The organism is Klebsiella sp. RC2 (genome assembly GCF_014192815.1).
Lineage (GTDB): Bacteria > Pseudomonadota > Gammaproteobacteria > Enterobacterales > Enterobacteriaceae > Klebsiella > Klebsiella variicola.
This window is the reverse complement of record NZ_JACHYL010000008.1, coordinates 1-23,624: the sequence shown is the minus strand read 5'-3', so window position 1 is coordinate 23,624 and position 23,624 is coordinate 1. Positions and strand designations below refer to the sequence as shown.

24 protein-coding genes and 3 pseudogenes are annotated in these 23,624 nt (G+C 59.1%); 21 read left to right on the top strand and 6 right to left on the bottom strand.

Annotation, left to right across the window (positions count from 1 at the left end; translation table 11 throughout):
- Positions 1-75 precede the first annotated feature (75 nt).
- Both FHW76_RS21960 and FHW76_RS21955 read left to right on the top strand, forming a co-directional pair.
- Positions 76-591 carry a hypothetical protein gene (locus tag FHW76_RS21960; protein ID WP_023340262.1) on the top strand — a complete coding sequence of 172 codons (516 nt, stop codon included), beginning with the start codon at positions 76-78 and terminating at the stop codon, positions 589-591.
- Between the two features lie 7 nt (positions 592-598).
- The gene (locus tag FHW76_RS21955; RefSeq protein ID WP_032730549.1) at positions 599-1,435 is read left to right on the top strand and encodes an MBL fold metallo-hydrolase; all 837 of its coding nucleotides are present in this window, start codon (positions 599-601) and stop codon (positions 1,433-1,435) included.
- 71 nt (positions 1,436-1,506) lie between these two features.
- On the opposite strand, the gene FHW76_RS21950 is transcribed toward FHW76_RS21955, so the two are convergent.
- The gene (locus FHW76_RS21950; RefSeq protein WP_012541503.1) at positions 1,507-1,656 is read right to left on the bottom strand and encodes a hypothetical protein; all 150 of its coding nucleotides are present in this window, start codon (positions 1,654-1,656) and stop codon (positions 1,507-1,509) included.
- Between the two features lie 401 nt (positions 1,657-2,057).
- Between FHW76_RS21950 and FHW76_RS21945 the strand changes: the two genes are divergently transcribed.
- The 4 genes from FHW76_RS21945 to FHW76_RS21930 all read left to right on the top strand — a co-directional run bounded on the left by FHW76_RS21945 (position 2,058) and on the right by FHW76_RS21930 (position 4,714).
- Positions 2,058-2,492, top strand: coding sequence for a winged helix-turn-helix domain-containing protein (locus FHW76_RS21945; RefSeq protein ID WP_012968028.1), 435 nt, complete (start codon positions 2,058-2,060; stop codon positions 2,490-2,492).
- 45 nt (positions 2,493-2,537) lie between these two features.
- Positions 2,538-3,254, top strand: coding sequence for a hypothetical protein (locus FHW76_RS21940; RefSeq protein WP_022066444.1), 717 nt, complete (start codon positions 2,538-2,540; stop codon positions 3,252-3,254).
- An 84-nt stretch (positions 3,255-3,338) separates the two neighbouring features.
- Positions 3,339-3,548 carry a YdgH/BhsA/McbA-like domain containing protein gene (locus FHW76_RS21935; protein ID WP_004202908.1) on the top strand — a complete coding sequence of 70 codons (210 nt, stop codon included), beginning with the start codon at positions 3,339-3,341 and terminating at the stop codon, positions 3,546-3,548.
- A 149-nt stretch (positions 3,549-3,697) separates the two neighbouring features.
- Positions 3,698-4,714, top strand: coding sequence for an NAD(P)-dependent alcohol dehydrogenase (locus FHW76_RS21930; protein WP_196530643.1), 1,017 nt, complete (start codon positions 3,698-3,700; stop codon positions 4,712-4,714).
- Positions 4,715-4,750: 36 nt separating this feature from the next.
- Here FHW76_RS21930 and FHW76_RS21925 read toward each other — a convergent pair whose 3' ends face one another.
- The gene (locus FHW76_RS21925; protein ID WP_008804599.1) at positions 4,751-5,386 is read right to left on the bottom strand and encodes a carbonic anhydrase; all 636 of its coding nucleotides are present in this window, start codon (positions 5,384-5,386) and stop codon (positions 4,751-4,753) included.
- Between the two features lie 249 nt (positions 5,387-5,635).
- Between FHW76_RS21925 and FHW76_RS21920 the strand changes: the two genes are divergently transcribed.
- A complete protein-coding gene (locus tag FHW76_RS21920; RefSeq protein ID WP_072125910.1) occupies positions 5,636-6,265 on the top strand; it encodes a LysE family translocator in 630 nt (209 codons plus the stop codon).
- A 4-nt stretch (positions 6,266-6,269) separates the two neighbouring features.
- Here FHW76_RS21920 and FHW76_RS21915 read toward each other — a convergent pair whose 3' ends face one another.
- The gene (locus FHW76_RS21915; protein ID WP_039103693.1) at positions 6,270-7,040 is read right to left on the bottom strand and encodes a DeoR/GlpR family DNA-binding transcription regulator; all 771 of its coding nucleotides are present in this window, start codon (positions 7,038-7,040) and stop codon (positions 6,270-6,272) included.
- 90 nt (positions 7,041-7,130) lie between these two features.
- On the opposite strand from FHW76_RS21915, the gene FHW76_RS21910 reads away from it, so the two are divergent.
- The 13 genes from FHW76_RS21910 to FHW76_RS21850 all read left to right on the top strand — a co-directional run bounded on the left by FHW76_RS21910 (position 7,131) and on the right by FHW76_RS21850 (position 19,557).
- The gene (locus tag FHW76_RS21910; RefSeq protein ID WP_049010532.1) at positions 7,131-7,514 is read left to right on the top strand and encodes a VOC family protein; all 384 of its coding nucleotides are present in this window, start codon (positions 7,131-7,133) and stop codon (positions 7,512-7,514) included.
- Positions 7,515-7,545: 31 nt separating this feature from the next.
- Entirely contained in the window at positions 7,546-8,229 is a 684-nt protein-coding gene (locus FHW76_RS21905; RefSeq protein ID WP_012541497.1) for a CatA-like O-acetyltransferase, family 1, read from the top strand.
- A gap of 270 nt (positions 8,230-8,499) precedes the next feature.
- Complete coding sequence (locus tag FHW76_RS21900) at positions 8,500-9,726, top strand: SfnB family sulfur acquisition oxidoreductase (protein WP_183476994.1); 1,227 nt, start codon at positions 8,500-8,502, stop codon at positions 9,724-9,726.
- 1 nt (position 9,727) lies between these two features.
- On the top strand, positions 9,728-10,402 hold the full coding sequence (locus FHW76_RS21895; RefSeq protein WP_008804593.1) for a methionine ABC transporter permease: 675 nt from the start codon (positions 9,728-9,730) through the stop codon (positions 10,400-10,402).
- Positions 10,403-10,433: 31 nt separating this feature from the next.
- Entirely contained in the window at positions 10,434-11,210 is a 777-nt protein-coding gene (locus tag FHW76_RS21890) for a MetQ/NlpA family ABC transporter substrate-binding protein (protein WP_008804592.1), read from the top strand.
- 52 nt (positions 11,211-11,262) lie between these two features.
- Complete coding sequence (locus FHW76_RS21885; protein WP_183476992.1) at positions 11,263-12,306, top strand: methionine ABC transporter ATP-binding protein; 1,044 nt, start codon at positions 11,263-11,265, stop codon at positions 12,304-12,306.
- Positions 12,307-12,454: 148 nt separating this feature from the next.
- A complete protein-coding gene (locus tag FHW76_RS21880; protein WP_183476990.1) occupies positions 12,455-14,158 on the top strand; it encodes an ABC transporter substrate-binding protein in 1,704 nt (567 codons plus the stop codon).
- Between the two features lie 45 nt (positions 14,159-14,203).
- Positions 14,204-15,163 (top strand): ABC transporter permease, encoded by a 960-nt coding sequence (locus tag FHW76_RS21875; RefSeq protein WP_012968022.1) that lies wholly within the window; start codon positions 14,204-14,206, stop codon positions 15,161-15,163.
- Entirely contained in the window at positions 15,160-16,110 is a 951-nt protein-coding gene (gene opp4C / locus FHW76_RS21870; RefSeq protein WP_117105629.1) for an oligopeptide ABC transporter permease, read from the top strand. The genes FHW76_RS21875 and opp4C overlap by 4 nt, the downstream gene beginning before the upstream one ends.
- Complete coding sequence (locus tag FHW76_RS21865) at positions 16,107-17,087, top strand: ABC transporter ATP-binding protein (RefSeq protein WP_008804587.1); 981 nt, start codon at positions 16,107-16,109, stop codon at positions 17,085-17,087. Before opp4C ends, FHW76_RS21865 begins: the two co-directional genes overlap by 4 nt.
- On the top strand, positions 17,084-18,055 hold the full coding sequence (locus tag FHW76_RS21860; RefSeq protein WP_012541493.1) for an ABC transporter ATP-binding protein: 972 nt from the start codon (positions 17,084-17,086) through the stop codon (positions 18,053-18,055). The genes FHW76_RS21865 and FHW76_RS21860 overlap by 4 nt, the downstream gene beginning before the upstream one ends.
- A gap of 377 nt (positions 18,056-18,432) precedes the next feature.
- Positions 18,433-18,951 carry an anti-virulence regulator CigR family protein gene (locus tag FHW76_RS21855; RefSeq protein WP_008804585.1) on the top strand — a complete coding sequence of 173 codons (519 nt, stop codon included), beginning with the start codon at positions 18,433-18,435 and terminating at the stop codon, positions 18,949-18,951.
- A gap of 117 nt (positions 18,952-19,068) precedes the next feature.
- Positions 19,069-19,557 carry a DinB family protein gene (locus FHW76_RS21850; protein WP_008804584.1) on the top strand — a complete coding sequence of 163 codons (489 nt, stop codon included), beginning with the start codon at positions 19,069-19,071 and terminating at the stop codon, positions 19,555-19,557.
- A gap of 36 nt (positions 19,558-19,593) precedes the next feature.
- Here the strand turns inward: FHW76_RS21850 and FHW76_RS26500 are convergent.
- The 3 genes and pseudogenes from FHW76_RS26500 to FHW76_RS21840 form a co-directional block, all read right to left on the bottom strand.
- Positions 19,594-19,849: pseudogene (locus FHW76_RS26500) on the bottom strand (transcriptional regulator).
- Positions 19,850-20,530: 681 nt separating this feature from the next.
- Positions 20,531-20,644: pseudogene (locus FHW76_RS26495) on the bottom strand (LuxR family transcriptional regulator); the annotation flags it as partial.
- Between the two features lie 143 nt (positions 20,645-20,787).
- Positions 20,788-22,320, bottom strand: coding sequence for an MFS transporter (locus tag FHW76_RS21840; RefSeq protein WP_131023641.1), 1,533 nt, complete (start codon positions 22,318-22,320; stop codon positions 20,788-20,790).
- A 116-nt stretch (positions 22,321-22,436) separates the two neighbouring features.
- On the opposite strand from FHW76_RS21840, the pseudogene FHW76_RS21835 reads away from it, so the two are divergent.
- A pseudogene (locus FHW76_RS21835) lies at positions 22,437-23,373 on the top strand (LysR family transcriptional regulator).
- Positions 23,374-23,624 lie beyond the last annotated feature (251 nt).

Sequence of the window (23,624 nt, the reverse complement as noted above, 5' to 3'; positions counted from 1 at the left end):
CATTTTTAGCCGATAGGATGATGAAAAGTCACTAAAGCGCTTTGCGCGCTCAATCATCTGTCCATCGAGGTCACTATGCTCTATGTCGTCGAATGCGCCTACACCGATCCCCAAAGCGAAACAGCGTGGAATACCTTTTACAATCAGGAAAAACTGCCGGCGCTGGTCTCTGTGCCCGGTTTTTACGCCTCTCAGCGCTTCCGCGCCCTCAACGAGGAGTGCCCCCGCTACCTGGCGCTGCACGATATCCACGATGCTACCGTCATCGACAGCGACGCCTACCGCCGCAACGGTGGCGGCCATTTTGCCCGCTGGCAATCGGCGATCACCGACTGGCACCGCCACCTCTATGTTGCAGATAGCGGCGTGCGGGAGGTCCGGTCTGATGAGGTGCTCCTGCTGAGCGATACGCCTCAGACGCTACCCATCTCCCCGGCAATCGTCCTGCTGCCTGGCGGCCTGGCGACGCAACAAACCCGGTATGCCGCCATCGTCCCGCGTGACGACCTGCATCACCTGGCCACGGCTGCCGCCGTCTTTATCTATCAACCCATCACCGCCCGGTTACGTAACCCGGCGCAACGCGCGTGAGGTCGCCATGACACCAGCTCCCTTTTATACGTTGACCGCAGGCGATCTGACGGTGACCGCCGTCAGTGATGGTCAGATGTCGGCGCCACTGTCCTTACTCTCGGGTATCACGCCTGAGGAGGCGGAGCGCCTGCAGCGGAACGCCGGGTTAGCCTCACCGGAGGCCATTGCGATCGGCGCCTACCTTATCCGCGGACGCGGGCACACCGTACTGGTGGATACCGGCACCGGGGGAGTCAATGGCGTCGGCGGTGCGCTTATCGCCACTCTGGCGCTGCTCGGCGTACGCCCTGAGGAGATTGACACCATCCTCCTAACCCACGCGCACCCGGATCACATCGGCGGGTTGCTGACGGCAACCGGCGCCCCGGCGTATCCCAACGCCACGGTGTTCCTGCCTTCGCGGGAACGCGCTTACTGGCTGGCGGCATCCACACTGGACAACGCCAGCGATCGCGGCCGGCGCAACGTGCTGCTCGTCCACCGCGTACTGGCGATCTGCGCGGCGCAAATTCGCGAAGTTGATGGTGAGGAGACGGTCGCCGGGATCCACCCGTGCCCTCTGCCCGGCCATACGCCCGGCCATACCGGGTATCGTCTCGAGACGGGCGATACCTCGCTGCTCATCTGGGGGGATATTGTCCATTTCCCGACCATTCAGACCACCCGGACGTCGGTGTCGGTCGCCTTCGACGTCGATCCTGAACAGGCCCGACAAACCCGGGAATGTCTGCTGCGCCAGGCCGCCAGCGAACAATGGCTGATCGCCGGCATGCATCTTGGTCTGCCCGGCTTTGCCAGGGTGGTGGAGACGCCTTATGGTTATCTGTTGCAGTCGGTGTAAAGGTCGCAGAGGTAAGCCCTGCTTGTCCGCAGGGACAAGCAGGGCTTTATGTCAGGGGGTTGGGCAGGCCGCTAACTGCGGCTTTTCCAGGCTTTTTTGCTTTTGCAGCTGGCTTTGGTGGCGACCCACGGGTGGCGTAGCTGAGTCAACTGAAGATCCTGGGAGGCCGGGCTGGCCGACCAGCGTTTGTTACACAGAGGCTTACGAGTTGCAATGACCATAAAAACGCTCCTGAAAAGTAATGAACAATTCCCTGGGTAGTTCCATAAGTTCAGAATCAGCTTATCATCGCGTAACGGAAGTTATTTCAATCTTTGTTTTACTATGTAAATGGTGAAAGCCTCCTGAAATGAGCAAAATTGATCTAGATCAATATAAGTGCATTTAGTTTTTCCTGACACCTATATATTCAACCGCTTACCAGCGGCTGACGTTTGTTTAAGACTTTTCCTATACCATACAATCCTGCAGAGCAATAATCATTTATCAGATTTTTATTCTACTTATGTATACAAACATGGTTATTTGTTTTGATTATTCTAACAAATAAAATTCCCTTGGTCAGTCAGCAGCAGGCAGGTACTCTGCACCGGCAATAACTGGATTTGTCAGGGAGTGGTGGATGACTAAGGGCTATAAACTGCTTGGCTATAAGTTAGCAGATAATATTTTCTACTGCCTGCATCATCGGGAAATTATCGCGCTGCGAGGGACGCGAACGCAAGTTCAGCTACGCAGTACCATGGCCTGTTTACTGGAATATCTGTTGGCGCATGGCAGAGAACGGGTGGTCAGCGATGAAGAGTTGATGATTAACGTCTGGGAAAAAAATAACCTTCGCCCGTCTGCGCAGCGATTATGGCAGGTTATTCAGACGTTAAAATCCCGTCTTAGCCAGGCAGGCGTTGAAAGCGCATTAATTATTCGGGTCAAGTGCGCAGGGTATTATATTAACAATGCTGTCGTAGCCGAAATTTACTCATTCAAACCACCGGGCATGATGAATTATATTAATGCCTCGCCTGCTGATATGAATAAACTTCTGGTACGCAGCTAATCCCCTCTCCGCGCCGTTTACATCGCTTGTAACAGGGTTTATCCGTTGAATATTTTAATTCACAGCAATAATCTTTTTTTTAATATCGGCCTCGCCCAGTGTTTCAGAGATATTCAGGAGACCCTGCCCGGGCTGAACATTATTCATTCGCTGCCACTCAGCCATTTTCCCGATCCGGCTGGGCTGGATGTGATTATTTTATCGCTGGAAAACTTTCACGATTATCAGGCCGCCGCTGAATTAGCCCTGCGTTATCAGAGTCTGGTGGTCGGCTTTACCTCGGCCGGCAACGTGAGGCGCGGACGCGCCTTTTTCGCGGATACCCTCCTGTGGGTTAGCCAGCGGGAAAGCGTTCCGGAGGTTGGCCGCCTTTTGCGCAGGCTGGCCGATCGTCGCTGGCCTCTGGTGCCGCGTCATCAGCGTCAGAGTACCTCTTCCCGTCAGCGAGCGCCCCTCAACCTTCTGGAAAGGCGGATAATCGCCGCCACCATGAAGGGACAGTCGGTGAATCAACTGGCGGCCACGTTGGGGATCAATCGCAAGCGAGTCTATAACGGACTGGAACGGATTAAGGTTAATTTTCACCTGGTCAGCCATGCTCATTTTCATCATTTTATGATCTCCGGGCCAACGTTTAACCCGCTCTCACCCGACCTTGCCAGTTATACGCCATGGGCAAAGCCTGCCCGACAGCGGCAGGCCGCGTTGCACACGGCGGAAAAACATTCATATTATTTGAACAAGATTCGCAAATTGTTTTGATTTTAGCCTGCAACATTCAAGCGTATTCTTTACCACATCAGGGCGAAAAGCCCTTTATCAGACACCAGATTAAGGAATACGACCATGAAATCCATCAAAACTTTCGTTGCAGTTGCGGCACTGTCTCTGTTCTCTTCTGTCAGCTTCGCCCAGAGCGTCAGCGCTACCGCCTCGACCCTGGACCGGGCTGAAGCAAAAATCGCCGCCCAGGCCGCGGAACAGGGTGCATCCTATAAAATCACCAGCGCCCAGTTTAATAATCGCGTCCACATGACGGCTGAACTGAGCAAATAATCCCTTTAGCCGTTAGCAATAAAAAAGCGCCGTTAAAAACGGCGCTTTTTTTTACCCCTTCCCCTTTCTTTGTTTTGCCGACAGGCATGCTGTGGCGCTCGCTCCATTCCCGACCAATACTGACTGTATCCTCCAGAAAAGAGAGCCTGATGATGAAAGCCTGGACAGTCAAAAAACCCGGTTCGCTTGAGAACCTGCAGCTTGTCGATCTTGCTGACCCCGGGGCGCCCGCTGCAGGAGAGATCCGGGTGGCGCTGCACGCCACCTCGCTGAACTACCATGATTTGCTGGTCGCAACGGGGGTAATTCCCACCGCCGATCGGCGGATCCTGATGGCGGATGGCGCCGGCGTGGTGGAAGCGGTTGGCGCCGGAGTGAACGAATTTCAGCCGGGTGACCGGGTGGTCGCTGGCTTTTTCCCGCAGTGGCTGGATGGCCGCCCCGGTCCGCTGGTGAGCGACTTCAGTCAGACCCCGGGCGATGGCGCGGAGGGGTTCGCCTGCCAGTATGTCGTCAGGCCGGCCAGCCATTTTACCCATGCGCCTGAGGGGTGGAGTTTCAGGGAGGCGGCAACCATCACCACCTCCGGTCTTACCGCCTGGCGCGCGCTGGTCGTCGAAGGACGGTTAAAAGCAGGCGATACGGTGCTGACGCTTGGTACCGGCGGCGTGTCGATAACCGCCCTGCAGCTGGCGAAAAGTATGGGCGCACAGGTGATCGTCACCTCATCGTCAGATGAAAAACTCGCCCGCGCTCGCGCCCTGGGGGCCGATCATCTCATCAATTACCGCACCACCCCGGCATGGGGCGCCGCGGTGCAGGATATCACCGGCCATCGCGGGGCCGATCTCATTCTGGAGCTGGGCGGTCCGGGCACCCTGGGGCAGTCGTTCGAGGCGGTCAGTGTTGGCGGACACATCGCCCTGATCGGCGTCCTGACCGGCTTCGAGGGCCATGTCCCCACCCATCTGCTGATGAGTAAACAGGCCCGACTGCAGGGGCTGGTGGTGGGTAATAGACGGCAACAGCAGGACTACGTCAACGCCCTGAACCTGCAGGCGTCGCGGCCGGTTATCGATAAAGTGTTTGATTTTACAGCCTTACCGGATGCCTTTCGCTATCTGCAAAGCGGCGCCCATTTTGGCAAAATTTGCGTGGAGTGGTGAGGGGATGAACAGGGCCTCCGTGCCCTGAGAACGGCTTTATTCGAAGAAGACGTCCGGATTTTCCGACAGCGAAACAAAGGATTTCGTGTTTTTATCCAGCGCCTGAATGTCGCCGCTTTCAATGTCGTAGAACCAGCCGTGCAGGCGCAGGGTATGGTCGCGCAGACCGACCGCCACCGACGGATGGGTTTTGATGTTGTTCAACTGAGCGATGACGTTTTCCTGCACCATGCCGTTGACCTTATCGGTTTCGCTGGCCCAGGTTTTCTTTTCCACCACTGCTTTCGCGGCATCAGCATAGCGCAGCCAGTGGGACACCGCCGGCATCGGCTCAAGGCACTGGCAGGTGGCGATCGCTTTCATCGCGCCGCAGTTGGAGTGGCCGCAGATCACGATATCCGTCACGCCCAGCGCAACGACGGCATATTCGATGGTAGCAGAAACACCACCTGGCTCCGGCCCGAAAGACGGCACGATATTCCCGGCGTTACGAATGACAAAGAGCTGTCCCGGCTCCTGCTGGGTTACCAGTTCAGGCACCAGACGGCTGTCTGAACAGGAGATGAAAAGCGCTTTGGGATTCTGGCTGGAGGCCAGGCTACGGAAGAGCTCTTTACGCTGGGGGAAGATCTCTTTCTGGAAGTTGAGGAAGCCCTCAATGATATGTTGCATAGCAGTGTCTCTTCTCTGTAGTTATTACGGTATGACAAAGATCACAGTTATTCAGTTTACCATTGATGACAAGAATGGGAATCGTTATTCAAACAGTTGCGCAGAAAACGCGCGCCGCCACCGCCCGCGCCGCCCTGCCTTATCCACACCTTTTTGACGTGATTTCCTGAACCAGTTTGCTACTCTGTCTACCCCAACCGTTCACAGGTTACCGACCGCCTGCCGGCGGCGGACATCACAGGAGTCGCTATGTTCTTATCCAGCCTGATGGCCATTGCCGCGGTGCTGATCATGGGCGTGATCAGTCCCGGCCCAAGCTTTATCTTTGTCGCGCGCAATGCCGTCGCTCGCTCGCGCGTGCACGGTCTGGTGACCGCCCTCGGTACCGGCGCCGGCGCCGCCATTTTTTCCATTATGGCGATGCTGGGCCTGCAGAAGGTGCTCACCGCGGTGCCGGAGCTGTTTATTGGGCTGAAGGTGGCGGGCGGGATCTATCTGCTGTGGCTTGGTTATAAAATTTTCCGCGGGTCGGCGCAGCCGATGGACTTTTCCGCCAGCGGCATGGCTGGCAACCATTCACTGCTGAAGACCTTCCGCGATGGGTTGTATACCCAGCTGAGCAATCCCAAAACCGCGCTGGTGTTCGCCTCAATTTTTACCGCTCTGCTGCCAGCGCAGATCCCCATCGCGTTTTACTACATCGTGCCGCTGATGAGCTTTCTGATTGACGTCAGCTGGTATTCGCTGGTGGCGCTGGTGCTGTCTGCCGATCGACCGCGGCGCGTCTACCTGCGGCTGAAGCGGCGGATCGACATCGCCACCGCGACGGTGCTGGGGGCGCTGGGCCTGCGGCTTATCGCCACCTCCCTCAACCGCTAACGGGTTACACGGTATGGATGCGAATATCGTGCTGCTGAAAGGCAACGCGATATTCGCGACTGATGTTCTCTTCCACCACCAGCACATCGATATCGCTGCTCGCGGCCACCACAAACCGTGCCACTGCCGGAATTTTATCCGAGGTCAGGCCGACGATAATTTCGCTGCACTGCTTAATCACCGCTTTCTTGAACTCGCAGTCGGCGTAGTCAAAACCGGTCAGGCCCGACTCTGGCGCCATGGCGCAGCCGCCGATAAAACCCTGATCGAATAACATGCCCTGCACCTGAGCCACCGCCGCGGCGCCGACGCACCCGCCGCTCGCCCGCTGCACCTGGCCGCCGAGGATCACCACGTCATACAACGGTTTTTTCACCAGTACCGCGGCGATCTCCGGGGAGTTCGTTACCACCGTCAGCGCCAGCTCAGCGGGTAGCGCCTCGGCCATCGCCAGATTGGTGGTCCCGGTATCGACGAAAATCGTGCCGCCGGGCTTCACCAGCCTGGCACACTGTTGCGCGATCCTGAGTTTTGTTGCTCGATTTTTATCTTTCCGTTCACTGTAGTCCCCGGCTTCCGGCAGGCTCAGCACCGCCCCGCCATACACCTTTTTACAGAACCCTTCGCGACTGAGTTCATGCAGATCGCGGCGGATGGTGTGCTCCGACACCTGAAGCCGCGCCGCCAGCTCCGCGCACACCACTCTGCCATTTTCCTGCAGGATCTGGCAAATCAACGCTTGTCGCTGTTGGGGAAAAGCAGCATAATCGAGCACGATAACTCCTTAAATTATCAAAAACGAGCAACAGCAAGCATGATCGTCTGCGCTGCTTTGATTGTCAATGTTCCTGCCCGGAGGTTTACCATGAAAATTGCCCATTTCGCCCTGTGGACCCAACAGCTCGACGTCCAGGCCCGCTTCTGGGTGGAGTTCTTTGCCGCCAGCATCAATGAAAAATACCTCAGCCAGACCAACCCCGGCTTTGCCTCCTATTTTGTCACCATCGAGGACGAGGTGGTGATCGAGCTGATGACCAGGCCTGGCCTGCAGCCGGCCAGCGCGGATAATAACCATACCGGCTGGGCGCATCTGGCCCTCTCGGTAGGCGGGGCGGAACAGGTCGATGCCCTCGCCCAACGCGCCGAGGATGCGGGGATACTGGTTTCGCCGCCGCGTACCACCGGCGACGGCTATTATGAGGCGGTGATCGCCGATCCCGATGGCAACCTGATTGAAATCGTCGCATAGTCAGCAGACCGCCAGTATTCAGGAGGCATTCATGGCACGTTACCGAATTATCGACACCGCGACCTGGCCCCGCCGGGACCATTTCACCTTTTACCGACAATTTGCCAACCCCAGCTTTAACCTCTGTGTCCCGATAGCGGCGCAGCGCCTGTACGAATGTGCGAAGGACCGTCGGGTCTCGTTTTTTCAGCTCGCGCTCTATGCGCTGCTGCGCGCGGCAAACGGAGTACCGCAGCTACGGCAGCGCGTGCGCAATGATGAGGTGATTGAATATGACAGCCTGGCGGTAATGACGCCGGTGATGACCGTCGAGGAAGGATTCCGCCAGGTATGGTGCGACAACGCCCCCGAGTTCACCACCTTCAGCGATGCGGCAACGCCGAAGATCGTCGCGGCAAGAGAAACAACGCCGGCGCCGCTCATCGTCGATGGCGAGCATTTTATCTGCGCCAGTTGTCTGCCGTGGCTCCACTTCACCTCGATGACCCATGCGGAATATGCCGTAGGCGCGGCGGTGCCCGCGCTTACCTGGGGGAAACTACAGAACGGCGTGATCCCGGTGGCCGGGCGGTTTAACCATGCCTTCGTCGACGGTCTCCACGCCAGCCGCTTTTTTGCTCTCGTGGAAGAGGGATTTAGCGACCCCGAGCGGCTCTGGCAACCGTTAACCGAGACCGCCCCCTCACTGCTCGCCCCTGCGGCAAAGAAACGCTGAGGCCCTCGCCACGCTCACCGCCTGACTTCCTTCCTTCGGTCCGGCGGTCGCTTTCCTCTCCTGTTGCCTTTGCAACAGCCGGCGCAAAACGGCGCTGCATTTGCAGCAGTCCGCTCCATCAGCTGACATAGCCAACCCGCTTCCTGTCACGACTGCGCCTTCCTCTCTCACTGGCACGTGTTTTGCTTACCCACACATATAACCCACAGGCATTATGAATTATTTATTTATCTAATTTGTGCATAAGCTATTCACTGAATAAGAGAGAAGATGATGTCAGCCAGTTCACCCGCACAGCCTTACACCCAGTCCACGCCGCAGGCGCATATTATTGCCAGCGATGCGGAAGCCCTCGCCATCGCCCATGAGATCGCCGCCGTGCTCAAACCCGGCGCCGCCGAGCGCGACCGCACGGGCATTGTCCCGGCGGAGATCGTCAACACCTATTCCAACAGCGGACTGTGGGGCATCACGGTGCCGCGCCGCTTTGGCGGCGCCGAGGTCTCGGCCGCGACCCTCGCGCAGGTTATCGCCATTCTCTCTGCGGCGGATCCGTCGTTAGGCCAGATCCCCCAGAACCACTACTGCCTGCTGGAGGATATTCGTCTGCAGGGCAGCGACGACCAGCAGGCGTTCTTTTTCGCCCAGGTATTACAGGGCTATCGCTTCGCCAATGCCCTGTCGGAAACCGGGGGGAAAACGGTCCTTGACATTCGTACCCGTATCGAGGAAGGCGCAGACGGTCTGCGGATCAATGGTCGTAAAGGCTACTGCACCGGCTCGCTGTACGCCCACTGGATTGGCATTCTGGCGCTGGACGCCGACGATCGCGCCCAGCTCGCTTTCGTCCCCCAGAACAGCCCGGGGCTGACGGTGGTCAATGACTGGGCGTGCCTCGGTCAGCGCACCACCGCCAGCGGCACCGTGCTGGCCGATAATCTTCCGGTCAATCTTTTCCACCTTTTCCCAACCTGGAAGTCCTACGCCAGCCCGACTCTTGCCGGCCCCTTCGCCCAGTTGACCACCGCGGCAATAGATGCCGGGATCGCCCGCGCGGCGCTGGACGATACCGTGGCGTTTGTGCGCCACAGCGCCCGGCCGTGGATCGACGCCGGTGTGGCGCGGGCGAGCGACGATCCGCTGACTATCTACCATATCGGTCAACTGGACAGCCGCCTTGCGGCAGCCGACGCGCTGCTGGAGCGGGCGGGACGGGTGCTCGACCGCTATAAAAATGACCTCAGCGAGGAGCATGTCGCCGAGGCGTCGCTGGCCGTCGCCCGCGCCAAAATCTGGACCACCGAAGTGGCGCTGGAGGCCGCCAGCCGCCTGTTCGAGCTGGGGGGCACTCGCGCCACCGGTGAGTCGCTCAATCTAGACCGCCACTGGCGCAATGCCCGGGTGCACACCCTGCACGACCCGGTTCGCTGGAAGTATCAGTTGCTTGGCAACTGGGTGCTGAACGGCATTCGCCCGCAACGACATGACTGGAACTGATATGACGAGTCTGCTGGCGTTTTTCGCGGAAATCGACTGGAACGATGTGGCCCAGGCCGCCCTCGATACCCTTACCATGCTGGCCTGGTCGCTGGGATGGACCGTACTGCTGGGGCTTCCGCTGGGGATTGTGCTCTATCTCACCGGTGAGCCGCGTTTGCTGTACGCCCCGCGCCTTTACCGCCTGCTGTCATTGTGCGTCAACGTACTGCGATCCCTGCCGTTCATCATTTTGCTCATCGTGATGATCCCGGTGACCACGTTGCTGACCGGCACCTCGCTGGGGGTGGAAGGAACCATTCCGCCGCTGGTCGCCGGCTGCGCCCCGTTCTTCGCCCGGCTGGTGGAAACCGCCCTGCGCGAAGTGGAGCACGGCCTGGTGGAGGCCAGCTGGTCGATGGGCGGCAGCACCTGGCAGCTTATCTGGCACACGCTGCTGCCGGAGTCGCGGGCCGGGCTGATCGCCGCCGTGACCGTGACGGCCATTTTGCTGGTCGACTACACCTCGATGGCGGGGGTGATCGGCGGCGGCGGGCTGGGCGATCTGGCCATTCGTTTTGGTTATCAGCGCTTTCAGACTGACGTGATGGTGGTCACCGTCCTGATGCTGATTGCGCTGGTACAGCTTCTGCAAATGAGCGGCGACCGCCTGGTGCGCTACGTCAGCCGCAAATAACTTACCCTTCTCTGCTCAGGAAACCCTTATCATGAAAAAATCCATTATTGCCGCCGGACTGCTGGCCCTCTTCTCCACCGCAGCGCTGGCTAACGAGACGCTGATCGTCGGCGCCACGCCGGTGCCGCATGCGGAAATCCTTGAATTTGTGAAGCCGGTGCTGGCAAAGGAAGGCGTCGATTTACAGGTCAAGGTGTTTAACGATTTTATTCAGCCTAACCAGCAGCTGGCGGAGAAACACCTCGACGCCAACTACTACCAGTACCGGCCATTCCTCGATAACTACAACCAGACCCGCCACACCAACCTTGTACCGGTGGTGGGAGTGCATATCGAGCCCTTCGGCGCCTACTCCAGCAAATACACGACCCTCGCCGCGGTGCCTGACGGCGCCACGATCGCCATCCCTAACGATCCGGTGAACACCGGCCGCGCGCTGGTGATGTTAAGCAACGCCGGGCTGATTACCCTCAAGGATCCGCACAACCCGCAATCGGCAACCAAGGACATTACCAGCAACCCGCATCACTTTAAGATCCGCGAACTGGAGGGCGCCATGCTGGCGCGCGCGGTGAAGCAGGTCGACCTGGCCTTTATCTTTGCCAACTATGCGCTGGAGGCCGGTATCGACACCGATAAAGCGTTGCTGGTGGAAAAAGGCAGCGATCTGTACGTCGAATATCTGGTGGCGCGCCCGGACAATATTCAGGACCCGGGCATTCAGAAGCTGGCGCAAGCGCTGCATTCGGACGCAGTTCGTCAGTTCATTCTGACGCGTTATCAGGGCAAAATTTTACCTGGATTCTAATCACCGCGGGCAGCGGCGTCAGCCGCTGCCCGGGCTAACGGAGCGCATCATCGTGACGCATATCCCCGCCCCACCGACCCACATTGAGTTTGCTGGTATCAGCAAAGCCTATCCTAACGGCGTGCAGGCGCTACATGACATTGACCTGACCATCCGTCAGGGCGAAATTTTCGGCATCATCGGCCGCAGCGGCGCCGGAAAATCCACCCTGCTGCGCCTGTTTAATCGTCTGGAAAATGCCGACAGCGGCGAGATGTTCATCCACGGCGAGTCAACCGTGCGCTACTCCACGCGCCAGCTGCGCGATCTGCGTCGGCGGGTGGCGATGATTTTTCAGCACTTTAACCTGATGGCCACCAAAACCGTGGCGCAGAACATCGCCTTGCCGCTGAAGATGGCTGGCGTCCCGGCCGGCGAACGCCAGCGTCGGGTCAGCGAGATGCTTGAGCTGGTGGGCCTCAGCGCGCTGCGCGACAGCTACCCGGCCCGCCTCTCCGGTGGCCAGAAACAGCGGACCGGCATCGCCCGGGCGCTGGTCACTCAGCCGGAAATTCTGCTGTGCGATGAGGCAACCTCGGCGCTGGATCCGGAAAACACCCTGTCGGTGCTAACCCTGCTCAAGGAGATTAACCAGCGCCTGGGCCTGACAATCGTGCTGATCACCCACGAAATGGAGGTCATTCGCACCCTCTGCGATCGGGTCAGCGTGCTTGAGGGCGGGCGCATTGTCGAACAGGGCGATGTCTGGCGCGTGTTTGGCAACCCGCAGCACCCGGTGACGCGCGCCATGCTCGGCCTGCAGCACCCCGATCGCCCGGAGGCCGGGCCACCGCTGCGCGACGGCGAGCAGATCGTGACCTTACGTTTTGACGGCAGCAGCGGTCGCGAACCCAATCTGCAGCATATCGCCAGCCTGCTGGGAGGCGACGCCCGACTGCTGTACAGCAACTGCGAGCGCATTCAGGGCCGGGTGATCGGCCAGCTGCAGGTCCGGCTGAGCGGGCCGCTGGCCGCCAGCGCGCTGGCGCAGGATGGCTGGGTCGCAGACAGCATTCTGACTCACCATCATCAGACAGCGGAAACCACTGCTTCTTAGCCATCGAATGGGATTATATTCCCGATCCTTTGCTAAGGATAATTAGTTATAAATCATAGCGTTTCAGTGTTAGACAGGGCGAAGTGCGCCTCTTATCTTTCGTCATGAATTGTAAATAACCACGCAATTATTTGATGAGGTAGCACTTTTGTCCAGATTACAACAAGGATTAAAAACCCGAAAAACCCGCTTCGCCCTGGCGCTAAAAGTGGCCCTGCTCGGCGGCGTGGTAGCATTTTCTTCTGTTGCCCATGCTGAAGGGATCCTGAAAGAAGGCATCACCCCGGCCACCGACGCCAGCCAGATCCCGGCCAGCGCCAAACTGCGGAAAGACACGGTGGTGGCCGGGATCTCCGAGCCGCAGGGGATCTTTAACCCCTACTTTTTCGTCAACGGCTGGGATGAGAACGTGACTAACGTCATTTTTTCACGCCTGATCGACTGGGACAGTCAGGGTAAACTGGTCCCGGGACTGGCGGAGAGCTGGACGGTCAGCCCGGACAGTAAAGTCTATACCATCAAATTGCGCCCTGGCCTGACCTTCAGCGATGGTTCACCGCTGACGGCGGAAGATGTCGCCTTTACCCTGACGGTCCTGCTCGACCCCAAATATGATGGCGATACCGACATCACCCTGGCCAATATCGCCGGCGGCGCGGACTACAAAGCCGGCAAGGCTGACAGCGTCAGCGGCCTGAAGGTCATCGACCCGCTCACCCTGCAGGTGACTACCACGCAGCCAGGCGCCACCACGCTGGCCAAAATTGGCGGGCCGGTGCTGTCGAAAGCCTGGTACGGCAAAGGATATCAGCGGGGAAATCTCGACTATCTGCGTTCACTGCACGGCAAGCCGCTGGGCAACGGTCCTTACGTGTACGACAAATACATTCCCGGTCAGGAAATACGCTTCCATGCCAATAGCCATTTTTACCGTGGAACGCCGCCAACACCGCGCTTTATCTACCGCGTGACCAATCCGTCGACCAACTTCCAGCTGTTCCAGACCGGGGAGACCGACTATGACGCCTTTACCTCACGCCCCGACGATATTGAGCAGCTGAAAATGCTCGGCTTCGCCAACATTAATCTTTACGGCTCCAGCGACTACAGCCAGGTGGAGTTCAACGTGCATCGCCCGGCGCTGCAGGATAAGCGCGTGCGCCAGGCGCTGATTTACGGCCTGGATCGGCAGAAGCTGATCGACGTGGTCTATCAGGGGTACGGCAAAGTCGCCATCGAGCCGATCGCCCCGATCTCCTGGGCCTTTAACGCTGAAGGCGTCAACCCTTACCCTTACGATCCGGCACAGGCCAAAAAGCTGCTGGATGAGGCCGGCTGGAAACCTGGCGCCGACGGTATCCGCGCCAAAGACGGCCAGCGCCTGGAGCTGACCCTGCTGGTGAGCAAGAAGGTGCTCAACGATGCACTGATCCCCATCGCCAAGGAGAACTGGCGGCAGATTGGCGTGCTGCTGAAGCCGCAGGTGGTGGATTTCAATGCCCTGATGGCGCAGCGTAAAGCCGGAAATTACGATCTGGCCTCCTTTAGCACCAGCACCCTCAACGACCCGCACGACGGGGTATGGGATTTCTACAGCAGCGAAGCTAAAGAGTCCGGCTACCATAACTCGGAAGTCGATAAGCTGATTAACGCCGGCAACGCGGTGCTCGACATTGAACAGCGCAAGCCGATCTACCACCAGCTGTATAAAGTGCTGGCCGACGATCCGCCGGTGATCCTGCTTGGCTATCGCAACATTCTTTCCGCCAGCAGCGCCCGCGTCAGCGGCTTTAAGCCGGATATCTACAACGGCCTGACCGGCAGCCTGCCGGATGTAAAAATCGTCAAGTAAATCCCCCTGGCCGCCGGGTTAACCGGCGGCTGATGTGAGACCATCATGAAAAATTTCATCCTGAGGCGCTTGCTGCAAACGCTGCCGATGCTGCTGCTGGCCTCCTTCATTATTTTTATGCTGTTTGCCAAAACCCCCGGCGACTTTATCGATGGCAATGTCACCCTGACCGCCGCCCGCGCCGCAGAGCTGAAGGCGATTTACGGCCTCGACCAGCCGCTGTTCACCCGCTACCTCCACTGGCTGGGACAGCTGCTGCGCGGTGATTTAGGCTTTTCACTGCAGTATCAGATCCCGGTCAGCCAGTTGCTCAACCAGTACATCTGGAACTCTTTTCTGCTGGCCAGCGTCGCGCTGGTCTTTTACTGGGGCATTGGCCTGGCGGTCGGCGTGGTTTCTGCCCTGCGACCCGGCTCCTGGTTTGATCATCTGGTGAGCGTCGCGGTGTTTGCCGCCATGTCGTTCCCCACCTTTTTCCTCTGCCTGCTGCTGATTAAATGGTTCGCCGTCGATCTCCACTGGCTACCGGTAGGCGGGATGACCAATACCGGCAGCGACGAGAGCGGCTGGCAGTATGTGCTGCAAGTGGCCGCCCACCTGGCGCTGCCGGTGCTGGCGCTGGTGATGCTGCAGGCGGGCAGCCTGACGCGCTATGTGCGCGCCAGTATGCTCGACGTGGTGAAAATGGATTTTATCCGTACCGCCCGCGCCAAGGGATTGCAGGAGCGCACGGTGATCCTCAAGCATGCCCTGCGCAACGCCCTGCTGCCGATTATCACCCTGCTGGGCTTCGAGCTGCCGGGGCTGTTCTCCGGGGCGATCATTACCGAAAAGGTGTTCAACTGGCCGGGGGCAGGCCACATCCATATCGACTCGCTGGCCGCCCGCGACTATCCGGTGCTGATGGGGTTTACCCTGTTTCTGGCGGTGCTGACGATCGTCGGGAATTTGCTCGCCGACGTGCTGTACGCCTGGGCCGATCCGCGTATTCGGGTGAGGTCATGATGATCCTGTCTTACTTTGCTTCCCGTCGCCGCCAGCGGCAGGCGGCGATCCCGGCGCTGGCGCATATTCCCCCCTCTCCCTGGCGCCAGGGGTGGCGACAGCTGCGCCGTAACCGGCTGGCCATGTTCTGCCTGATCCTGCTGGCGGTGATGGCGGTATGGTGCGTGCTGGGGCCCGTCTGGTCGCCATGGAGAGATGATGTCACCGATGCCCTGAGCATCAACCAGCCGCCCGGGGCGGAACACTGGCTCGGGACCGATTTTCTTGGTCGCGATGTCTACACCCGCCTGCTGCTGGCCGGGCGCATCTCGCTGATTATCGGCCTGCTGACCATGGTGATGTCGGTGTGCCTCGGCTACCTGCTCGGCGCCCTCTCGGGTTATGTCGGCGGGTTAACCGACAAACTGATCATGCGGGTGGCCGACCTGGTGATGACTATCCCCGGGTTACCGCTGTTGATCGTCGCCGGGGCGATGCTTTCTGAGCTCGATTTTTCCCCGGACTCGCGCATTTATATGGTGGTGGTGATGCTCAGCCTGCTGGAGTGGCCCCGACTGGCGCGGCTGGTGCGCGGACAATGTCTCTCCCTGCGCGAACGCGATTTTATGCTGGCCACCCAGGTGCTGGGCCTGTCGGCGCGTCGCCGGCTGTTTGGCCACCTGCTGCCGAATACCATTCCGATTCTGGTGGTGATGGCGACCATGGCCGTCGCCAACGCCATTCTCAGTGAATCCGCGCTGAGCTATCTCGGCCTCGGCGTGGTACCGCCGACGCCGTCATGGGGCAATATGATGGATGCTGCCAATAGCCTGATCGATTTCCAGCGCCGCCCCTGGCTGTGGATGCCGCCGGGCATCGCCATCTTTATCACCGTGATCGCCATCAACGTGCTGGGCGACGGCCTGCGCGACGCCATGGATCCCAATATGAAACCGAGGCTGAAATGACCACGCCGTTAGTCTCCTTTAATCATCTCTCCGTCTCTTTCGCCGGCGAACGCACCCGCGTGCGCGCGGTGCAGGAGGTCTCTTTCACCATTCAGGCCGGACAAACCGTTGGCGTGGTGGGCGAATCCGGCTGCGGCAAAAGCGTCACCGCCATGGCGCTGATGGGTCTCCTGCCACCGCAGGCGGCGCGCATCGACGGCGGCGAGATCCGCTTCGCGGACCGCGATCTGCTGCGGCTGAAAGCCAGACAGATGGCCGACCTGCGCGGCCACCAACTGGCCATGATCTTTCAGGAACCGATGTCGGCCCTGAACCCGGTGTTGACCATCGGGGAGCAGCTGTGCGAACCGCTGATCCGCCACCTCGGCGCCACGCCGAAAGCCGCCTGGCAGCAGGCCATCCAGCTGTTAAGCGAGGTCGGCCTGGCGCGCGGCGACAGCCTGATGACCCGCTATCCTCACCAGCTTTCCGGCGGCATGCTGCAGCGGGTAATGATCGCCATGGCGCTAAGCTGTCAGCCCAAACTGCTGATTGCCGACGAACCGACCACCGCGCTGGACGTCACCGTGCAGGCGCAAATCCTGCGCCTGCTGCGCGACCGGGCGCGGGCCAGCCAGATGGCGATGATGCTGATTACCCACGATCTTGGAGTGATCGCGCAGATGGCCGAGCAGGTAGTGGTGATGTATGCCGGACGGATCGTGGAACAGGGCGCCACCGCAGAGGTGCTACGGCATCCGCAACATCCTTACACGCGTGGGCTGATCGCCTCCCGCCCGGTGCCGGGTGAGCGGCGTCGGCGGCTGTACTCTATTCCCGGCCAGGTGCCGGATCTGGCCGCTCTGCCGGCGGGCTGCGCCTTTGCCGGGCGCTGCGAGCGGGCGACGGCGCGCTGTCGGGAGGCGATTCCGCCGCTGCTCGGTGAGCGCCAGCGGGCCGCCTGCTTTTACAGCGAATTTGCGGAGGCGACAGCATGAGCGAACGCTATGTTATTGAAGTGGATGGATTGAAAAAATATTTTCCGCTGCGCGACGGCCTGTTTGGCCAGCAGACTGGCGAGCTTCGCGCGGTGGACGGCGTCAGCTTTAACATCCGTCCGGGCACCATTTTTGGCCTGGTGGGCGAGTCCGGCAGTGGTAAAACCACCGTCGGCCGGACTCTGCTTGGCCTGTATGAGAAGAGTGCTGGCAGCGTGAAATTTCACGGTCAGGAGCTGGCCGACCTGACCGCGCCTGCCCTGCGCGCCATCCGGCCCAGAATGCAGCTGGTGTTTCAGGACCCCTATAGCTCGCTGAACCCGCGGCTGCGTATTGGCGACGCGATTGGCGAAGCCATGCTGCAGCACAAGCTGTGCACCCGCGATGAGCTGTATGACCGGGTGATCGCCGTGATGAAGATCTGTGGCCTGGCGCCGGAGCACTATGCCCGCTTCCCGCATCAGTTCTCCGGCGGCCAGCGCCAGCGGATCGGTATTGCCCGGGCGCTGATCCTCAATCCGGATTTTATCGTCGCCGATGAGCCCATCTCGGCCCTTGATGTGTCGATTCAGGCGCAGATCATCAATTTGTTTTCCGACCTGCGCGACGAGCGCGGCGTCACGTTCCTGTTTATCTCCCACGACCTCGGGGTGGTGGAACATTTATGTGATGATGTGGCGGTGATGTATCTGGGACAGCTGGTGGAAAGCGCCAGCCGCGATGCGCTGTTCAGCCGCCCCCTCCATCCCTATACCCGCGCCCTGCTGGCCGCGGTGCCCACCCTCGATCCGCACAGTGAACCGCAGGCGCTGGTGCAAGGTGAGATCCCGGATCCGGCCAATCCGCCCCCCGGCTGCCGCTTTTCATCCCGCTGCCCGCAGGTCAGCGAGCGGTGCAGGAGAGAAGCTCCGGCGCTGCGCGAGGTGGCCCCGGGCCATCGGGTCGCCTGCCATGGGGTCGCGTCCTGAGCACAGTCGATGGGGTTATTTATTTCTAAACAACCGTCCGATTGTGCACGGCAGCGCCAGGATTTACTATCCGCCCCGTCTTGTGAGACGCGTTATGAATGAAGCGTAATATTTTTGTTCATTTTTGCCCGATGGCTTCGGGCATTTTTTTCTCTACGCCCGGGAGCGATCCTGTCGGCAACACATTTAGCGGGGCGCGGTCGCCCGTCTGTCAAAACGCAGCAATGGAATTGCCTGTCCGCGCCCCGCTATCGCTTTCCCTTTATCTTTCCCGCCGGTGATTAAAAACCGGCAAAAAATAAGAAATGATGAGATTGCCAGGGGTATAGCTTTCTCTTATGTTTTAAGCGTGTACTCCCCATTAAGGAAACAACATCATGCTTAAGCGTCGCACTCTCAAAACAGCACTGGCGGCGGTTATTTCTCTTGCCGTCATGGCCGCGCCGGCGTATGCCAACCCGGGTAATGGCAACGGTAATGGCGGTGGTAATCACGGGAACAGTGGTAACCATGGCAATAGCGGCAATCATGGCAATAATGGCGACCATGGTAATAAAGGCCAGAATAAAGGTCAGTCTGCTGACGAGCATGGCAACCGCAAAAACTACGGTAAACCCGACCACGTCGACAGCGATATTAGCTTCTCACGGGCGCGCTCCCTTGCCGTGAACTACGGTCTGGTCGGCTATCAGGCGCTGCCTCCGGGTATCGCCAAAAATGTTGCCCGCGGCAAACCGCTCCCTCCGGGTATCGCGAAAAAGACCCTGCCGGCTTCCATGATTAACGACCTGCCCTATTATCCAGGCTATGAATGGCGCGCGGTCGGCGATGACCTGGTGCTGGTCGCCCTGAGCACTGCCATCGTGACCGCCGTGATTAACGGTGTGTTTGACTAAATCACCAGCTTATTGAAAAGCCTCGCCCCGGCGAGGCTTTTTTGTGCCTGGCGCTGGAGAATGACAACTCACTGGCATAATCGCTAAGATAATGGCTCAACCAACCCGGGACAGACTATGGACAAAGACACAGTAGTGACGCTGTTGAAATACAAGCGCTGGATTGACCTTGCCACCTTACAGGCGATCCGCGCAATTGACGGTACGGTATATGGCGAAAAACGTCACCTGACCATCAGGCTGATGAACCATATCCATGTCGTTGACATGATTTTCCGGGCGAACCTGCGCGGCAGGCCGCACGGTTACACCGCGCTGAATACCCCCGAGACGCCAACCGTTGATGAGCTGGAAAAGGCCATGACCGCCTGTACGGACGAATACATTCAGTACGTCAGCGCCATGACCCCCGCCGATTTTCACGAACGTATCGCCTTCAAATTTGTTGACGGCGGTGACGGCAATATGACCGCGATGGAGATGCTGAACCACATGCTCTTTCACGGCGCCTATCACCGCGGGGCGGTGGGCTGGATGATTGGCGAATGCGGCGGCGTGCCGCCAAAAGAGGTGCTGACGGTTTTCCTGCGCGACCATCATTCCTGAGGATGCGAAACCATCAGCCGTGAATCGCGCGGAGGATCAGCAGAAGTTCAGCCTGATGACGAGTATGGGTTTTCCGGTACAGGGCGCTGAGGTGGGTTCTGATGGTGGCGATGGACACGCCCAGATGTAAGGCGCATTCACCCGGTGTCATGCCCCGCACCAGCAGCTCCGCCACCGCATTCTCGGCGGGTTTGACGTTAAACAGCTCCATCAAGGCGCTGCCGGTGAGAAACGGCTCGGGAATAATCACGCAGGCGACCCCGGCAAGACGGGCTGCCGGGATCACGAGGATCGGTTTCGGCTGACGCCCGGCGGTATAGCACAGCCCTGCCTTCGGCGGCTCTGCCGTCCGGGTGGCCTGCTCGATGGCGCGTTTCAGCTTTTTACTGTCGGTATCGAGGCACAGCGTATCGCCCCCGCTATACCAGGAGAGGCGGGCGTTGGCGCGCAGGTAGCGTTCGGCATGCGCGCTGGCGTAGAGAATTTTACCGCCATGATCCACCAGCCATACCGGGTAGATCCCGTTGTCCATCACCGCGCTCTGGTATTTTATAGTGTCCCGCAGCTGTTCAAAGCGGGCGTGAAGCTGGCAGGCGGTTTTTAACGCCGGGATCAGGCGCCTGAACAGTTCAAACTGCACCGGCTGCGGATAAGCCGCCGTATTGGCCGTCATCAGTGACAGATAGGTGGCATAGCCATTGATGGTGCACAGCTTGACGCTGGTGAGATGATTCAGGTCGTTGGGGTGATGAAATTCATTGTAATAGACGCTGCCGGCAATAAACTTATCGCCTAAATATTCCCGGTCCCGATATATTTGCCCGACCGGTAACGCGGTCAATATTTTTTCGGCGGGATCGATAGCCAGAAATACATCGCGATAGGCGGTAAAGACCTTCTCCTCGAGCAGGAGTGAATCAGTCAACAGATGGGCATTGCCTTTGTCGTAAAACAGAAATGCCGCGTACTGATGGCCGGTCAGTAACGCCAGTTTCTGCAATGCCGATTTCCACAAATCGGGATCCAGGGTGGCCATCAGCACCGTTTCCAGGATCTCGATGTAAATCAGTTCCGGATCAATCGCCATACCGCCACCTGTGAGTCACTGTTTCCGCGGCCGGGGCGGCGCATGTGGCCGCTCTAATCAGCATAGTTCCGCCAGTGAAACAATGACAGTTCAGGTTCGCTGAGCAGCCCGGGAAGCGTGACGCCACCGCGCTATCAAGGGGTTCAGGATCCACTGTCGCGGGTTTGGATAGCGCCCGCCTTCCGGCATAGCGTCCGCCAGACCATCAGGGCGCACACCAGGGTGACGACCGCCAGCCCGCTAAACAGTAGCGTATAAGCAGAGTCATAGCTCTCGCGCAGCGCCCGGAGGGAAAAGTCAGGCAAAAGCGCAGCCGCCTGCGGCATATTGCCGGCCCCCAGCCAGCCTGCGGCGCGCTCAATCACCTCAGGCGCATACCCGTGAACGCGACTCTGCAGGGTCAGGGTATTGCTTGCCGTTAATACCGCGGAGACTATCGCCAGGGCGATCCCCTCGCCGGCAACGCGAACGGTGTTGAACAGGCCTGCCGCCATACCGGCTTTCGCCACCGGCACAGCGGAAATCGCCAGGCCGTCCATCAGCCCCCAGGGAAACGCCGCCCCTGCTCCACAGAGGATCAGCGCCAGCACCAGCTGCGGGAGATGGTGGCTGTGAAAAGCGTTCCCCAGCAACAGCAACCCGATGGAGGCCATCATCAGTCCCGCCGTGGACACGTGCCCCGGTGAAAACCAGCGGGTGAGCAGGGCCGCAACGGATGGGAAAACCAGCATCGGCGTGGTCAGCGCCATCAGATACAGTGCGCTCTGCGACTCACTCATCCCCTCTCCGCCCATAAAATGCAGTGGAACAATAATCAGCAGGACAACGTAGCAACAGCAGGTGGCGACAGGCAGCAACAGTACGCCGACAAAACGCGGATGGCGCAGCAGGGAGATGTCCAGCACCGGGTTGTTCACCCTCCGGCAGCGTACGACAAACGCCACGAACAGCCCCCCCGACGCGATGAGCAAGGCCAGCGTGGTCAGGGATAAAAAACCGCGGGCCGGAATGACCATAAGCGATGCAGTAAACAGCATCAGGGCCAGCGTAAACAGGAGTAAGCCGAGGTTGTCGGGTGTCCGCGGCTCGCTTTTTTCTGCCGCAGGCAGATACGCCAGACCGATAAGCAGAACTATCGCCGAGAGCAGCGCAAACAGGGCGTATACGCCGCGCCAACCCACCGCGTCGGTCATGAAGCCGATCAGCAGCGGGCCAAACGCCAGGCCGGCGCCGAACACCGTGCCCAGGATGCTGAATGCCCGGGTCCGCTGAGCGCCATCATACAGCTGGGCCAGCGCCGCACTGCCGCTGGCTAAAATCATCGCCGCGGCCAGGCCCTGCAGAGCCCTCAACACGCCTGACAGGAAGAGATTGTGCGTCAGGCAAAACAGCAGGCTGCTCAGGCAAAACAGCGCGGCGCCGGCGATAAAAATACGTTTTCTGTCGATGGCATCCGCCGTCACCCCTGCGGCCAGCAAAAAGCTGCCGAAAGTCAGCATAAAGCCATTGGTCAGCCACGACAGCGCAGCGGGAGAGCCGCCCAGCGACTGCTGTATCGCGGGGGTGGTCATGACGCCCCCGGTAAAACTTAACGGCAGCAGCAAGGCCGCCATAAAGACAGAAAGCGCGGCCAGGGCGCTGGCGTATCGGGAAGGTGTTCTGGCGGTGAGTAACATCGGGCGGCCCTCATCAGTCGGCAAGGAATGAATAAACTGTCGCCATCCTATTGCGGATGTTAATGCCGATAAATAGACTGAAAATATCTTCTTAAGAGACATAAGGTTTATAATCGATGGACAGCCTCACCTCGCTGACGTCCTTTGTCCGCACCGCCGAAACGCTAAGCTTTGTTCAGGCCGCCAGGCTGCTGGGCATATCTGCCTCGGCGGTGGGTAAGAATGTCGCCCGGCTTGAGCATAAACTGGGGGTCCGGCTGTTCAACCGCAGCACCAGAAACGTCAGCCTGACGGCGGAGGGGGCCGCATTTCTGACGCGCTGCCAGAGTATCCTGGAGCAGATCCAGGAGGCCGAGTCAGAGCTGACCAGCAGTCTCTCACAGCCCACCGGCAAACTGAGGATTTCACTGCCCGTCATTGGCTACCGCCTGTTGCTCCCCGCCCTCACCGCCTTTACCCGTCTTTATCCGCAGGTTGAACTGGATCTCGACTTTAGTGACCGGCTGGTCAATCTGATCGATGAAGGATTTGATGTTGCTATCCGTAGCGGTGAATTAGCTGACTCCCGCTTGATCGCCAGAAAGCTGGGGGGCTTTCGTTTTGTGCTCTGCGCCAGCCCGGCCTATCTGGCGGAATACGGGCCCCCCGACTCGCCAAAGGAATTGGCGGCGCACAAGTGCATTTTTTTCCGCTTCCCCGCGACGGGGCTGATCCAGCCCTGGGAACTGCGCAATATGCGGCTGACGGGAGATTTCAGGGCCGCTGCCGTTGTAACGGTCAATAACATTGAGGCCGCCATTCGCTTAAGCGCGGCGGGGATGGGCATCGCTTGTGTGCCTGATTTTGTCGTGCGCGAGGCCATGGATGAGGGACAACTGCAGGAGGTGTTGCCCGGCTGTTGCGTCAAGGATGGGCATTTCTCGGTCCTGTGGCCCGCCAGCCGCTACCTGTCACCGAGAATACGCTGTTTTATCGATTTTATGGCTGCGGCAGAGATACCTTTGTCACCCGCATCGGCGCCCCCTATCCCTTGTGTCTAACAATTTGTGGTGATTAGCTACCCCCACTGAAGCAGAGTGTGCCGCCCCCTTCCCTTAAGGTCAGAAAAGTCTGCACCGCTGAATCTTGATTTGCAGCACATGGCCCCCCGCTTCACCTTTCACACCAGCACATCAGGTTGAACGGTTACCTGAGTTGAAGGTCCGCTGCGAGTGAAAAACGGAAGTTCGTAAAACGCAGACAATATCGAGGTGAGGCGTTTAACTGCAGGAAATCATCATCGACGAACAAACCTGTCTGCTCTT

What these genes read in the sequence shown, in the direction of transcription:
- FHW76_RS21910 (WP_049010532.1), top strand. Translation starts at nt 7,131, where the DNA reads ATGAAAATTGCCCATTTCGCCCTGTGGACCCAACAGCTCGACGTCCAG.
- FHW76_RS21875 (WP_012968022.1), top strand. Translation starts at nt 14,204, where the DNA reads ATGAAAAATTTCATCCTGAGGCGCTTGCTGCAAACGCTGCCGATGCTG.
- FHW76_RS21955 (WP_032730549.1), top strand. Translation starts at nt 599, where the DNA reads ATGACACCAGCTCCCTTTTATACGTTGACCGCAGGCGATCTGACGGTG.
- FHW76_RS21905 (WP_012541497.1), top strand. Translation starts at nt 7,546, where the DNA reads ATGGCACGTTACCGAATTATCGACACCGCGACCTGGCCCCGCCGGGAC.
- FHW76_RS21950 (WP_012541503.1), bottom strand. Translation starts at nt 1,656, where the DNA reads ATGGTCATTGCAACTCGTAAGCCTCTGTGTAACAAACGCTGGTCGGCC.
- FHW76_RS21930 (WP_196530643.1), top strand. Translation starts at nt 3,698, where the DNA reads ATGATGAAAGCCTGGACAGTCAAAAAACCCGGTTCGCTTGAGAACCTG.
- FHW76_RS21860 (WP_012541493.1), top strand. Translation starts at nt 17,084, where the DNA reads ATGAGCGAACGCTATGTTATTGAAGTGGATGGATTGAAAAAATATTTT.
- FHW76_RS21945 (WP_012968028.1), top strand. Translation starts at nt 2,058, where the DNA reads ATGACTAAGGGCTATAAACTGCTTGGCTATAAGTTAGCAGATAATATT.
- FHW76_RS21900 (WP_183476994.1), top strand. Translation starts at nt 8,500, where the DNA reads ATGATGTCAGCCAGTTCACCCGCACAGCCTTACACCCAGTCCACGCCG.
- FHW76_RS21895 (WP_008804593.1), top strand. Translation starts at nt 9,728, where the DNA reads ATGACGAGTCTGCTGGCGTTTTTCGCGGAAATCGACTGGAACGATGTG.
- FHW76_RS21890 (WP_008804592.1), top strand. Translation starts at nt 10,434, where the DNA reads ATGAAAAAATCCATTATTGCCGCCGGACTGCTGGCCCTCTTCTCCACC.
- FHW76_RS21935 (WP_004202908.1), top strand. Translation starts at nt 3,339, where the DNA reads ATGAAATCCATCAAAACTTTCGTTGCAGTTGCGGCACTGTCTCTGTTC.
- FHW76_RS21920 (WP_072125910.1), top strand. Translation starts at nt 5,636, where the DNA reads ATGTTCTTATCCAGCCTGATGGCCATTGCCGCGGTGCTGATCATGGGC.
- FHW76_RS21840 (WP_131023641.1), bottom strand. Translation starts at nt 22,320, where the DNA reads ATGTTACTCACCGCCAGAACACCTTCCCGATACGCCAGCGCCCTGGCC.
- FHW76_RS21855 (WP_008804585.1), top strand. Translation starts at nt 18,433, where the DNA reads ATGCTTAAGCGTCGCACTCTCAAAACAGCACTGGCGGCGGTTATTTCT.
- FHW76_RS21925 (WP_008804599.1), bottom strand. Translation starts at nt 5,386, where the DNA reads ATGCAACATATCATTGAGGGCTTCCTCAACTTCCAGAAAGAGATCTTC.
- FHW76_RS21960 (WP_023340262.1), top strand. Translation starts at nt 76, where the DNA reads ATGCTCTATGTCGTCGAATGCGCCTACACCGATCCCCAAAGCGAAACA.
- opp4C (WP_117105629.1), top strand. Translation starts at nt 15,160, where the DNA reads ATGATGATCCTGTCTTACTTTGCTTCCCGTCGCCGCCAGCGGCAGGCG.
- FHW76_RS21865 (WP_008804587.1), top strand. Translation starts at nt 16,107, where the DNA reads ATGACCACGCCGTTAGTCTCCTTTAATCATCTCTCCGTCTCTTTCGCC.
- FHW76_RS21850 (WP_008804584.1), top strand. Translation starts at nt 19,069, where the DNA reads ATGGACAAAGACACAGTAGTGACGCTGTTGAAATACAAGCGCTGGATT.